Annotated in this window: 14 protein-coding genes and 1 other annotated feature; of the genes, 1 reads left to right on the forward strand and 13 read right to left on the reverse strand. The window is 36.4% G+C overall.

All coding sequences use genetic code 11. The annotated features are described in order from the left end of the window. Positions 1-81 precede the first annotated feature (81 nt). From ileS to ACZ5N5_RS17160, 8 genes are all read right to left on the reverse strand, one after another. Positions 82-2835 carry an isoleucine--tRNA ligase gene (gene ileS / locus ACZ5N5_RS17125; protein ID WP_464372825.1) on the reverse strand — a complete coding sequence of 918 codons (2754 nt, stop codon included), beginning with the start codon at positions 2833-2835 and terminating at the stop codon, positions 82-84. Positions 2836-2909: 74 nt separating this feature from the next. Continuing rightward, positions 2910-3135: a binding site (T-box leader), on the reverse strand. A 58-nt stretch (positions 3136-3193) separates the two neighbouring features. After that, on the reverse strand, positions 3194-3703 hold the full coding sequence (locus ACZ5N5_RS17130) for a DivIVA domain-containing protein (RefSeq protein ID WP_464372826.1): 510 nt from the start codon (positions 3701-3703) through the stop codon (positions 3194-3196). A gap of 83 nt (positions 3704-3786) precedes the next feature. Further along, positions 3787-4560: a YlmH family RNA-binding protein gene (locus ACZ5N5_RS17135; protein ID WP_109984478.1), complete on the reverse strand. Its 774-nt coding sequence runs from the start codon at positions 4558-4560 to the stop codon at positions 3787-3789. A gap of 9 nt (positions 4561-4569) precedes the next feature. After that, positions 4570-4839, reverse strand: a complete 270-nt coding sequence (locus ACZ5N5_RS17140; protein ID WP_054787596.1) for a YggT family protein — start codon at positions 4837-4839, stop codon at positions 4570-4572. 4 nt (positions 4840-4843) lie between these two features. Next, entirely contained in the window at positions 4844-5266 is a 423-nt protein-coding gene (locus ACZ5N5_RS17145) for a cell division protein SepF (protein ID WP_464372827.1), read from the reverse strand. A gap of 16 nt (positions 5267-5282) precedes the next feature. Next, positions 5283-5963, reverse strand: a complete 681-nt coding sequence (locus ACZ5N5_RS17150) for a YggS family pyridoxal phosphate-dependent enzyme (protein WP_054787597.1) — start codon at positions 5961-5963, stop codon at positions 5283-5285. A 31-nt stretch (positions 5964-5994) separates the two neighbouring features. Further along, on the reverse strand, positions 5995-6798 hold the full coding sequence (gene pgeF, locus ACZ5N5_RS17155; protein ID WP_464367976.1) for a peptidoglycan editing factor PgeF: 804 nt from the start codon (positions 6796-6798) through the stop codon (positions 5995-5997). A 104-nt stretch (positions 6799-6902) separates the two neighbouring features. Next, positions 6903-7178 carry a YlmC/YmxH family sporulation protein gene (locus tag ACZ5N5_RS17160; protein ID WP_054787599.1) on the reverse strand — a complete coding sequence of 92 codons (276 nt, stop codon included), beginning with the start codon at positions 7176-7178 and terminating at the stop codon, positions 6903-6905. Between the two features lie 189 nt (positions 7179-7367). On the opposite strand from ACZ5N5_RS17160, the gene ACZ5N5_RS17165 reads away from it, so the two are divergent. Beyond that, positions 7368-7553, forward strand: a complete 186-nt coding sequence (locus tag ACZ5N5_RS17165; protein ID WP_054787600.1) for a YfhD family protein — start codon at positions 7368-7370, stop codon at positions 7551-7553. Between the two features lie 58 nt (positions 7554-7611). Here the strand turns inward: ACZ5N5_RS17165 and sigG are convergent, their stop codons facing one another. The 5 genes from sigG to ftsA all read right to left on the reverse strand — a co-directional run bounded on the left by sigG (position 7612) and on the right by ftsA (position 12902). After that, positions 7612-8394: an RNA polymerase sporulation sigma factor SigG gene (gene sigG / locus ACZ5N5_RS17170; RefSeq protein ID WP_054787601.1), complete on the reverse strand. Its 783-nt coding sequence runs from the start codon at positions 8392-8394 to the stop codon at positions 7612-7614. Between the two features lie 73 nt (positions 8395-8467). Continuing rightward, positions 8468-9187 carry an RNA polymerase sporulation sigma factor SigE gene (gene sigE, locus ACZ5N5_RS17175; protein WP_054859543.1) on the reverse strand — a complete coding sequence of 240 codons (720 nt, stop codon included), beginning with the start codon at positions 9185-9187 and terminating at the stop codon, positions 8468-8470. A 21-nt stretch (positions 9188-9208) separates the two neighbouring features. Continuing rightward, a complete protein-coding gene (gene spoIIGA, locus ACZ5N5_RS17180) occupies positions 9209-10084 on the reverse strand; it encodes a sigma-E processing peptidase SpoIIGA (protein ID WP_464372828.1) in 876 nt (291 codons plus the stop codon). A gap of 242 nt (positions 10085-10326) precedes the next feature. Continuing rightward, entirely contained in the window at positions 10327-11472 is a 1146-nt protein-coding gene (gene ftsZ / locus ACZ5N5_RS17185) for a cell division protein FtsZ (RefSeq protein ID WP_109984483.1), read from the reverse strand. Between the two features lie 134 nt (positions 11473-11606). Further along, positions 11607-12902 (reverse strand): cell division protein FtsA, encoded by a 1296-nt coding sequence (gene ftsA, locus ACZ5N5_RS17190; protein WP_464372829.1) that lies wholly within the window; start codon positions 12900-12902, stop codon positions 11607-11609. Between the last annotated feature and the right edge of the window lie 98 nt (positions 12903-13000).

Raw genomic sequence — 13000 nt, forward strand, 5'->3', positions numbered from 1 at the left:
TTACCTTTTTCCTCCTATTCCGCATACTTCACCAATAAAAAACCAACTACCTTTTTGTCATGGTAGTTGGTTTTTCCATCTTTATGCTTCTGTGTAATGTTCGTTAACAACAGATGCACATCTAGCGCAAAGTGTCGGATGGTCATTGTTTTCACCGACGGAATCAGAAACAACCCAACAACGTTCACATGTTTCTCCTTGATGCTTCATAATTTTCACTGTAACAAATTCATAAGCTTTACCATCCGTTAATTCATCGACAATTTGAACTTCAGAAACGATTAACAGCTGATGCAAAAATGGAATATTTTGTAGAATTGCAGCTGTTTCTTCACTGTTCGGTTGGATAATAACTGAAGCTTCCAATGATTTTCCTATTACTTTTTCAGAACGCGCCTCTTCCAATGCTTTAAGAATATCATCCCTCACTTTCATAAAGCTATCCCATTTTTTCTCTAATCGAGCTGCATTACTTAGATCTCTTGTTTTTGGCATTTCACATAACTGGACATATTCTTCTTGGACATCCGGAATAAAAGACCAAACCTCTTCCATTGTATGTGTTAAGATTGGTGTTAAAAGCTTTACTAATGAAGTAACTATTTCATAATACACTGTCTGAATACTTCTTCTTCTCGGATGATCCTCTGCTTCAATATAGAGAATATCTTTTGCAAAATCTAGATAGAATGAGCTCAATTCAATACTACAAAAATTATGGATGGTTTGATAAACTGTTGAAAAATCATAATTCTCATAGGCATTTAATGATTTATCTATTACTTTTTGGAGCTTCAATAGCATAAATTGATCGATTTCTTCTAACTTATCATCCGCCACTTTGTGTTCTAAACGGAAATCAGCTAAATTTCCTAATAAAAAGCGGAAGGTATTACGAATTTTTCGATATCCCTCAGATGTTTGTTTAATAATTTCATCAGAGATTCGTACGTCTGCTTGATAATCAACAGAGGCAACCCATAAACGTAGAATATCTGCACCATATTGCTTCATAATCTTCGCTGGGACTACTACATTCCCAACTGATTTACTCATTTTTCTTCCTTGTCCATCAAGAGCAAATCCATGACTAATTACTGTTTCGTAAGGGGCTTTCCCCGTCACCGCAACTGCTGTTGAGATAGAAGAATTAAACCAGCCACGGTATTGGTCAGAACCTTCTAAATACACATCCGCAGGTCGTTGTAATGCCTCTCTTTCCTCAAGAACACCTTCATGGGAAGAGCCTGAATCAAACCAAACATCCATAATGTCGGTTTCCTTCGTGAAAGTACCATTTGGACTATGTTCAGAAGTAAATCCGTCTGGTAACAGATCTTTTGCTTCCCATTCAAACCAAACGTTGGATCCGTGTTCTCTAAACAAATTAGCAACATGAGCAATCGTTTCATCAGTGATAATCGGGGTTTTATCCTCACCATAGAATACAGGAATAGGAACGCCCCAAGTCCTTTGTCTTGAAATACACCAATCTTCTCGATCACGAACCATATTATACAAACGGGTTTCTCCCCAATTAGGTATCCAGTTAATTCGATTAATTTCAGTTAAGATATCTTCGCGAAAATCTTTAATTGATGCAAACCATTGATTCGTTGCACGAAAAATCGTTGGTTTCTTTGTGCGCCAATCATGTGGATAGGAGTGTGTAATAAACTCCATTTTTAATAAGGCATCAGTCTCTGTTAATTTTTCTGTTACCACTTTATTTGCTTGGTCATAGAATAGTCCTTCAAATCCAGGCGCTTCATCTGTGAAATAACCTTTTTCGTCTACTGGACATAGAACATCTAATCCATATCTTCTTCCGACAATAAAGTCATCCTCACCGTGTCCAGGTGCCGTATGAACAAGTCCTGTACCGCTTTCGGTTGTAACATGATCGCCAAGAATAATTAGTGAATCTCTATCATAGATAGGGTGTTTGGCGACAATGTTTTCTGCTTCTGTCCCTTTAAATGTTTGGATAACCTCAGCATCTTTCCATTCTAAGGTTTCATTCACTTGGCCTAGCATGTCATGAGCAATAATAAATTTTTGGTTTGCCGTTTTTATTACTGCATACTCTAAATCTGGATGTAGGGAAATAGCTAGGTTTGCTGGAATAGTCCATGGTGTTGTTGTCCAAATAATAAATTTCTCATCACCATCTAATAAATCTTTGCCATCTTTTACATCAAAGGCAACGTAAATAGATGCTGAACGTTTATCTTGGTATTCGATCTCTGCTTCTGCAAGGGCAGATTCAGAAGATGGGGACCAGTAAACTGGCTTTAGTCCTTTATAGATATAGCCTTTTTTCGCCATTTCTCCAAACACTTTAATTTGTGCAGCCTCATAGGACTTATTCAGTGTAATATATGGATTCTCCCAATCCCCTCTTACACCTAGCTGTTTAAATTGAACCCGTTGATTATCTACCTGTTTTAATGCATATTCCGCACATTTTTGGCGAAATTCGGCAATGGTCATCTTTTTTCGATTCACTTTCTTTTTGGCTAATGCTTGCTCAATAGGCAGGCCATGTGTATCCCATCCGGGTACGTAAGGTGCATGGTATCCAGCCATCGACTTATACTTGACGATAAAGTCCTTTAAGATTTTATTTAAAGCATGGCCCATATGGATATCGCCATTTGCATATGGCGGTCCATCATGAAGAATAAACAATGGATTACCTTTTGTTTTTGCTTGGACTTTTTCATATAGCTTTCCTTCATCCCATTGCTCTTGCATTTTAGGCTCTTTGTTTGGAAGATTTCCGCGCATCGGAAAATCTGTTTTAGGCATATTTAACGTTTGTTTATATTCCACTATATTTCCTCCTTTTTCTGTCATCCCTAAACGATTCGTATCCTTCATTAGATTAAAAAAGCTCCTCACATCCCAAAAGGGACGAGAGGAGCTCGCGGTACCACCCTAATAGATAATTTCCAGTAAATTATCCACTTTCTATTCGTAACGTGAATCAATCGACTATCCCTACACATCCAATTACTTCAGGATAGCAACTCATGGGTGATCTTCTATTGATACGCTATATTAGGCTCCCACCATCCCTAACTCGCTATGAATAACCTGTTATCAATATACTGTCCCAATCGCTGTATTTATAATGGATATTAATGCATAAATTATAGAGAATTTCAGATAAAACGTCAAGTATGATTTCTTAATTATTGGCTTCTTCCGCCTTTTCTAATTCCTCATTCTCTAATTCAACTTTAAATAAGCCATCCCAATCATCATTGTCAATCAAATCAAGCTGTGCTTCTACCATCATTCTTAACCTTGTGCGGAAAACCTTTGCTTGTTTTTTTAATTCTTCTACTTCAAGTGCAATCGCTCTTGATTTATGTAAAGCTTCATTAATAATTCTATCAGCATTTTTCTCTGCTTCTTTTATGATTAATTTTGATTCTTTTTTAGCATTTTCCTTCACTTCTTCTGCAGTTTCTTGGGCAACTAGAATAGATTTATTTAAAGTTGTCTCGATATTAGAGAAATGTTTTAGTTTTTCTTCTGATTGTTCAACTTTCTCCTTATACTCTTTCTTTTCTTTAATCACTGCCTCATAATCCTTAATAATTTGGTCTAAGAATTCATTGACATCATCTTCATCGTACCCACGGAACCCTCTGGTAAATTCTTTATTATGAATATCCAATGGTGTTAATGGCACACCGGCCACCTCCTTCATTCAAGTCAGTACTTTTAACTATAGTACCATACATATTTGACAAAAACACAAAAAATCCTGCATTTTTATAATAATTTTTCGAAAGTGATTCTTAATTTGTCCTTTTTTGTTTTTCCTTGTATTTCTGTTAGCCTCGTTCTACCTTTTCCGCGCACCGATACCATATCCCTCTCCTCTAAAAAATAGGATGGCTGTTCGATTTTTTGAAAATTGACCTTTACCCATCCTTTTTTAATGAGGTCAAGGGCTTGTTGACGTGATACTTGGTACATTTCCTTTATCAATACGTCTAGGCGTAAAGAAGCACAAGTAGTCGTTTTTTCCACCCAATTGTCGCTATTAACCATTCGGTCTGACAGTGAAATCGGCTCAAATTGAACACTAGCTTTTTTTATCGAGGTAATGTTTGATAAAAGATATGTCGAAATATCTTTGGAGACAAGTATTTGGATTTCACCATGATGGATCTTAATGTCTCCTATTTTTTTTCGTTCAATGCCTGAAGAAAGAAAAGCACCGAGAACATCTGGGTGCTCGATTTTCACAAATTTAATTGGATAGCTTGCCCGAAGTAATTCTGTTTCAAATGATTCTTCTCCCAGCTCTTCATAGTATGGGGCTAATATTGCTCGTTTTCTTTCGGCGTGCTCCCATGCACCAAAAAACGCCAGCTGAAGTGTATCATCATTGCCAATTATTGATTGAAATATCCACTGTTCTCGTGGGTGCAGAAAATCTGTCAGTCGTGGAATGAAGCTTCTGTTGATCTCATCTTTCCAAGACATTACCTGATCAACGAAAGGTGCTTCCTCCTGTCTAAAATGTTGATAAATATCCATCTCCATCACCTAATATAAAATACTCATAAATAAATAAGCCAATCCTTGTCTCGCAAAGTGAAGTACAAAAAGTGCTACAATTGGAGAAATATCAATCATTCCGCCAATCGGAGGAATAATTTTTCGAAACGGCTCTAGGTATGGCTCTACAATTTTTGCTAATACCTGTCCGATGGAGGAATCTCTTGCCCCAGGGAACCAAGACATTAAGATATAAATAATAATCGCATAAGTATAAATCTCCATGGCGATATCTATCGTTCTAAACAACCAAAACATTAAATTACCACCTTTGCTCTGGATCTACATCTTCCATTATTTCCGTGATACTACCAGTTATTTCAATATTCTCAGGCGTACAAAGGAAGGTCTGTGACCCTAATTTTTTTATTTGGCCTGACACGGCATAAACAGCACCACTCATAAAATCGATTATCTGTCTTGCCTGACCTGTATCAACTCGCTGTAAATTAATCACAACAGAACGTCTATTCACAACATGCTCCGCAATATCTTGAACCTCATCGTACGAACGTGGTTCACACAATACCATTTTTGCGCTTGGTTGAACGGATTTTAAGCTAACAACATTTTTCTTGGAGCGTCTTTCCTTTTGTTCTTCATCTAATTCTTCCATTTCTTCTTCAATGATTTCATATTCTTCATCTAGTCCAAATAAGTTTTTGAATTTCCCCTTCATTCCCACCGTGCATCACCTCGTTTCAGTTATCATATGGTCCAACTAATTCAGAGCCTATTCTAATATGGGTAGCGCCTTCTTCAATTGCAATCATATAATCATTACTCATCCCCATAGACAAAAAGGAGCATGGGGCATGCTGCCAATTATTCGCCATGATCTTATCACGTAAAAGTCTCAGCTCTCGAAAGGTATTTCGAATAAGTGCTTCGTCCTCCGTAAATGGTGCCATTGTCATTAATCCAACGACTTGAATATGAGGATAACTTGCAAGTTTTTCGATAAAAGGAATAACTTCATCCTTGGATAAACCGTGTTTAGACGTTTCACCGCTTATGTTTACTTGAACAAAACAAGGCGTGTGTTTAGATGCCCTTTTATTAATTTCTTTTGCAAGAGATTGACGATCAAGTGAATGAATGAAGTCTACTTTATCGATGATATCCTTTACTTTACGTGATTGTAATGACCCAATAAAATGCCAGTGTACATCTTCTTCCAACTCTGCTTGTTTTTCTAATAATCCTTCTAAACGATTTTCACCAAGATTTGTAATTCCAGCTGCGAACGTTTCTTTTGCCCTATCTATTGTAACATACTTCGTTACACCGATTATCGTAATATCGTTAGGGCTTCGATCCACACGATCACATGCTTGTTCGATTTTTGTTCGGATGCCTGCCAAATTTTCTACTACCTTCATTTGTCAAAACTCTCCCTCTGTCATTTATGCTTTATCTATTTTGTGATGTGATAAAACCAATCATTCTGCCTGTCTTATTATCGTCTCTTCGGTGAGAGAAGAATTGCGAGTCATGAGCTGTACAATATTTGGAAACATATATATTGGATGATTGGATTCCCGCTTCTATTAGTTGGGCATAGTTAAGTTCTTTTAAATTTAGGAAATAGCTCGAATCTAATCTAGAATATACACTGCTGTATGTATCTGGCACGTGTTTAATTACTTGCTCACTTACTTCATAGCATTGCCCACATATGCTTGGACCAATCACTACCTCGATCTCTTCTAATGGAATAGATTGGTTTTGAAATGCTTGAATTGTTTTTGCTGCAATATTTCCGACAGTACCTTTCCACCCAGCATGAGATATTGCAAAAGTTAAATTCTTTTTTGCTAAAAAAAACAGAGGTACACAGTCTGCAAACAATGCAGCAATTAAAATATTTGATTTATTCGTGATTAGTCCATCCGTATTTCGTATAGCATCATTAAGTTTGTAGCTTCCTTTACCACAGTCAGAATCATCAACCACTTCCACATTGTTTCCATGTATTTGGTCGGCCAAAACCCAGCTATTAAGAGGCACATTTAGCTCTTTTGCTAAGATTTCTCTGTTTCTCAATACATATGCCGGATTATCATCTACGTGAAAACCAAAATTAAAGCTATTGTATGGACTTTCACTAACTCCACCATTTCTGGTTGAAAATCCTGCTAAAATATTAAATTTCTGTCTCCAATGATCTATATATAAAATATTATTATTTTTTCCAAGAAAAAATGGCTCTTTCATCGTAATCCTCCTATTTTTCATCATTTTACCACATTTTCTGAAAACATAACAATTTCATGTACATTACGAAGAGGAAAACGAATCACACGCATGAATCAAGCAAGCTACTCCTTCACTCGGATCTGATTTGGTTCGTGGAAGGTATAGTTATCTTTTTTAACTAAAATAACATCTTGCCCTATTTTCATTACATTTTCCCAAGGGATGATAATTTCTCTTGATTCTCCAAAAACACCAAAAACTTTTGATTTTGTTGCGACAACTAAATTCGTTATACGCCCAATTTCAACATTAATTTCTATATCCGTTAAATTTCCTATTTTTGTTCCATCCTCTATAAACACAATATCCTTCATCTGCATAGCCGATAATGTAATCATTTTACCACCACCTTATAAACAATATATGTTGCTATTGATAAAATATGGTGAACCTTACAACAGATTTTTTAAAATTCATGAAAAAAATCGTATGACAAAACACTCACTGCAAATAATGATAAGGAGACTTTTACTTATTAGGATGGTTTGGGTAAAAGGCTTGATAACTAGCTTTAGGAGTTGATTAGATTGGGTAAGGATGAACATAAATTAAATAGTAATCGAAATAAATTAGCACAAACACCTAAAAATCAAATCGGGGATGGGTTAGATATTGAATTCTCTGAAGAGGTAGCAGATATAGAGGACAAACAAGCACAAGCACGTAGTAGAGCTGCTGATAAGCGTGTAAAAGGAGCTGCTTCTAAAAGGTAGTAAATAAATACAAAACCCTGTTTCATTATCGAAACAGGGTCGTATTTTTGTTACATTTTCACGAATCAAACATCTCTTTATTCATTTCTTTGATTGCGGCTTTTTCAAGTCTTGACACTTGAGCTTGGGAGATGCCGATTTCATCAGCAACTTCCATTTGGGTCTTACCTTGGAAGAAACGTTTATTTAAAATCATCTTCTCCCGTTTATTCAGTCGTTGCATTCCTTCTTTAATAGATAAGTAATTAATCCAGTCATTATCTTTTATGGAATCATCGCTTACTTGATCCATTACGTAAATCGGATCCCCTCCATCATTAAATATTGGTTCAAACAAGGACACAGGATCTTGTATTGCATCAAGCGCAAAGATTACATCTGTTACTGGAACATCTAGTTCTTCAGCGATTTCCATTGGAGAAGGATCTTTTGCTGTTTTACTCATTAACTTTTCTCTTGCATGTAATGCTTTATAAGCGATATCGCGAAGTGACCTTGATACTCGAATCGGATTATTGTCTCTTAAATAACGTCGAATCTCGCCAATTATCATTGGCACAGCATAAGTAGAAAATTTTACATTTTGACCAAGATCAAAATTATCAATGGATTTTAGCAGACCGATACATCCAACTTGGAATAAGTCATCACCGTATTCACCGCGATTGTGAAAACGTTGAATTACACTTAAGACCAACCGTAAATTGCCATTGACAAGCTTTTCTCGCGCTGTTTGATCTCCTTCATGCATTGCTTTAAACAGCCTTCTCATTTCTTCATTCTTTAATACTGGTAATGTAGATGTGTCTACCCCACAAATTTCAACTTTATGTCTTGTCATCATGCACCCTCCCGATTGGAGATCCTTCTCAAAAATCAGTATCACCAATCAGGGCGTTTTTATGCATACATAACTAGACCATCTTATTAAATTCCTTTTGCAATCGCTTGATTATTTTCTTCTCAAGCCTTGATATATATGACTGTGAAATACCTAGCATATCTGCTACATCTTTTTGGGTTTTTTCTTCATTATTTACTAGACCAAACCTAAGCTCCATTATTTGTTTTTCCCTGCCATTTAATTGATCTAAGGCATCCTTTAGTAGTGATTTATCAACACTTTGTTCTAAATCCTTAAATGTTACATCATCATCCGTTCCAAGCACATCTGATAATAAGAGCTCATTGCCATCCCAGTCGACATTTAACGGCTCATCAAAAGAGACTTCTGTTTTTAATTTATTATTTTTGCGTAAGTACATGAGAATTTCGTTTTCGATACACCGTGAAGCATAAGTTGCTAGCTTAATCTTCTTTTCTGGATTAAAAGTATTGATTGCTTTTATAAGTCCAATCGTTCCAATGCTAATTAAATCTTCTATATTGATTCCCGTGTTTTCAAATTTTCTTGCAATATAAACAACTAAACGCAAATTTCGTTCGATTAACATAGCGCGAGCAGATTTGTCTCCATTAGGTAATCGGTTAATTAATTCAAATTCTTCTTCTTTTGATAAAGGAGGTGGTAATGCTTCGCTACCACCAATATAAAAGATCTCCTCTTCAATAAAACCGAGCTTTTTTAATACCTTATAAAGAATCATTTTATATTTGTTTTGTACAATTAGCATTAATTCCACTCCTATCTCTATTTATCCTGCTTTTTTAAATAATCTAGGGTGAAGCAAGCATTGATAGCTGTTATCACCAACTAACCTCCCAAATTGAATACCAATAAGCACGTCTTCAATAAGCAAAGGATTTTGTTTATTCATATGTATTTGAATGTAATCAGGCTTAAATGCAAGTAACCACTCACTCTGACCTCCCACCCCTTTGAAAGGAATGATTCGAAAGAAGGGATAAGGAAATTCTTCTGCTTCACCATCTTTGAATTGTTGAAAGCTATCTTTTAATTCTTTGAATGATTGCTTATCGAACCATGTTTGCATTAAATATTCATCACCTATAATGACGGGTAGTTGTGAAATTGGTTCCACAAGCTGATTACCACTATCCATGTAGCCCTTGACATTACTGGTCTTTTCTCGCCAATAGACCGAAACCTCATAGAGATGATCTTTCTTAAATTGATAGTACTTGTGCTTGTCCATTCTCCACTTTGTAAACAGAAAAATTATTGGAAAGCCAACCCCTACAAAGACGACATGAATTTGGGTTGGTTCTAATTCGACATTTAATTGAGTAATGTCATAAGTAAACATATAATGTGCAGCCAATAAGCCACCACCTATTGCAAAAGTCATAAAATAGAAGGAAAAAAGCCTTTTGAGAAATACCGCTAAATTATGAAAACCAAATGCAAGATAGACAATGACGAAAGAATGAATGATTTTTATATACCATGCACCTAAAGAAAGGTCTGGAAAAAGAATGGTTATTGGAACAATAATGGAACCAAAAAAGCCCGCAAAACCTATTCGGTACCATTTCGAGCTTGTAAGATTTATGGATTGTGTTAATAAAAGGATCATCCAATCAATTAGCCAATTTAGTAACCATATCAACTCAACATATATAATCACCTTTTCTATCTCTCCATTATAGGGATTTGTTAATCTTGTTTACCTAGTATAAATGACAAGCTGAAAGAAGTCTGTCAGAATTCGTATGCAAAAAGCCGCTTTTTTTTAGAACTTTTCACTTATTTTGTAGAAGCTTCTTTCTTGTAAATTGTGAGGCTATAGTGAGGCTAGAAACAGAGGATGGAAAAAAAGCAAAAGACCGGGGAAAATCCCCGGTCTAGTTGTTATCTTCTTCGGTTTCGGTTTCGTAAAAAGGTTGGTATGTCTAAAGTATCTTCTTGTTGTTTCGATCCTCTTGAAGAAGAGGAAATGCTAGCAGTAGATTGCTCCTGTGGCTTTTCTTGTACCTCACGTTGTTGTGGGGTATTTTGCTGTAACGAAGATGGCTTTGGTTTAGACTGTGCATTGCGAAGTTGCGATTCATCAAAGCCTGTTGCGATAACCGTTACTACAATTTCATCCTTAAGATCTTCATTAATGACAGAACCAAATATGACATTCACCTCTTGATCTGCTGCAGATGTAACAATGTCTGCAGCTTCTTGTACCTCATAGAGGCTTAAATTAGTTCCACCTGTAATATTCATCAATACCCCGTGAGCACCATCAATAGATGTCTCCAGTAATGGAGAAGAAATTGCTTTTTTGGCTGCTTCAGCTGCCCTACTCTCACCTGTAGCAATACCGATACCCATTAATGCCGAACCTTTATCCTGCATAATTGTTTTCACATCAGCAAAGTCTACGTTAATTAAACCCGGTGTTGCGATTAAATCAGAGATACCTTGTACACCTTGTCGTAATACGTTATCTGCTTCACGGAAAGCTTCTAGCATTGGGGTGTTTTTATCAATTATTTCTAGTAATCTATCATTTGGAATGACGATTAAAGTATCTACATTACTTTTTAAGCCTTCAATTCCAGAGACTGCTTGTGTTGCCCTTTTTCTCCCTTCAAAGGTAAAAGGTCTTGTAACCACACCAACAGTTAAAGCGCCTAATTCCTTCGCTACCTGTGCGATAACAGGAGCAGCACCAGTACCTGTTCCACCACCCATACCAGCTGTAACGAAGACCATATCGGCTCCTTTTAATACTTCTTCAATCTGTTCCTTGCTTTCTTCTGCAGCCTTTCTACCAACTTCTGGGTTTGCACCTGCACCCAATCCCCTCGTAAGTTTTGTGCCGAGCTGCATTTTTACTTCAGCCTTAGACAAATTTAATGCTTGTGCATCTGTATTAACAGCAATAAAGTCAACGCCCTGAACACCATGCTCAATCATTCGATTGACGGCATTACTTCCTCCACCACCAACACCAATTACTTTAATTGATGCTAGTTGATCCATATTCGTATCAAAGTCCAACATTTTATTTCCTCCTAATTTTGCTAGTTTACAGGTCTGTCTCTTTCTACGTGTATTATTTTCCAAAATCTACATTTCTCTTATTTTATGTAAGAGGCATATTCACATATAGTTATTGGAAAACAAAGCATTCCCTATTAATCAAAGAAATACTTAAATAAGTTTGCTAGCTTAGGTTCCTTTTTCTCTTTTTTCTCTTTTTCTTTTGGTTGTCTTGTTTTTACTTGTTCCTGTTGTCTTTGTTCAACAGGTTGTGAGACCTCTACTTGCTCTGAAACAGAGCTTGAAAATGCTTTCCCTTGTATTTTCGCATTCTTATAAGCAAATTTCAAGATACCAATTCCAGCCGTATATTGCGGATCTCTAACACCAATGTAATCCGGGATTGCAATTCGAATATTACTCTGAAAAAGTTGCTGTGCTAAATCGGCTGCACCAGGCATGCTCATAGTACCGCCAGTTAAAACAAGCCCACCAGGTATTTCATTATAGCCCATTTTTTGAATTTCTCTAGCACTATAAAGAAAAATTTCTTCTAATCTAGCCTCAATGATCTCTGCAAGATGCACTTGATTATAGACTTCTTTTTGGTTACTACCAATTATATTAACTTCAAAACCTTCCTCCTCATTGGCATCATCATAAAAAGCATAACCGTGATCTAGCTTAATATCTTCTGCTTCTTGAGTCGTTGTTCTCAGACCAATCGACAAATCCTTCGTAATGTTATCTCCACCTAATGGAATAACACTCGTACCTGTTAGCGTATCATCCTCGTATACAGATACAGTTGTACTGCCACCACCAATATCTAGTAAAGCAACTCCTAGATTCTTCTCATCTTTTGATAAGGCAATTTCACCAGTAGCAAGAGGGTGTAAACATAAATCTAAGACATTTAATCCAGCTCTTTCTACACATTTTAACACATTATGTAGCATCGTTTTAGAGCAAGTGATAATCGTCCCTTCCATCTCCAGACGAACACCAATCATTCCCCTTGGATCACGGATTTCATCTAAACCATCCACGATAAATTGTTTTGGAATTACATCCACGATTTCACGTTCTGGTGGGATCGAAATTACTTGAGCTGCATCCATCACACGATGGATATCCTCCTCTTTTATCTCCTTGTCTTCACTAGAGACAGCTACCACTCCATGACATGGCTGTAAATCCACATGATTCCCATTAATTCCGACTACTACACTATCAATATGTACATCAACCATTCTTTCCGCTTGCTCTACTGCTGAGCGAATGGAATGAACGGTTTCATCAATATCTACAATTGCACCCTTTTTCATCCCTAGGGATTTCGCGGATCCAACTCCAATAATATTAAGTGTTTCTCCTACAACTTCGCCGATAATTACTTTAATTTTTGATGTACCTATATCTAAGCTGACCAAAATTTCATTGTTGTCCATGAGGCACCTCCTATTTCATACATTAATTAGTCTTATAGTGCATATAGTAAACTATGTTAAACACTATTATAATAAATGTCACGATATTTTTCATGATT

The organism is Gracilibacillus sp. JCM 18966, assembly GCF_055392695.1.

Coding starts and splice junctions, on each gene's coding strand:
- ACZ5N5_RS17150 (WP_054787597.1), bottom strand. CDS start 5,963: ATGAAGGTAGTAGAAAATTTGGCAGGCATCCGAACAAAAATCGAACAA.
- ftsA (WP_464372829.1), bottom strand. CDS start 12,902: ATGGACAACAATGAAATTTTGGTCAGCTTAGATATAGGTACATCAAAA.
- ACZ5N5_RS17135 (WP_109984478.1), bottom strand. CDS start 4,560: ATGGATATTTATCAACATTTTAGACAGGAGGAAGCACCTTTCGTTGAT.
- sigG (WP_054787601.1), bottom strand. CDS start 8,394: ATGACAAGACATAAAGTTGAAATTTGTGGGGTAGACACATCTACATTA.
- ACZ5N5_RS17160 (WP_054787599.1), bottom strand. CDS start 7,178: ATGATTACATTATCGGCTATGCAGATGAAGGATATTGTGTTTATAGAG.
- ACZ5N5_RS17140 (WP_054787596.1), bottom strand. CDS start 4,839: ATGTTTTGGTTGTTTAGAACGATAGATATCGCCATGGAGATTTATACT.
- ftsZ (WP_109984483.1), bottom strand. CDS start 11,472: ATGTTGGACTTTGATACGAATATGGATCAACTAGCATCAATTAAAGTA.
- sigE (WP_054859543.1), bottom strand. CDS start 9,187: ATGCTAATTGTACAAAACAAATATAAAATGATTCTTTATAAGGTATTA.
- pgeF (WP_464367976.1), bottom strand. CDS start 6,798: ATGAAAGAGCCATTTTTTCTTGGAAAAAATAATAATATTTTATATATA.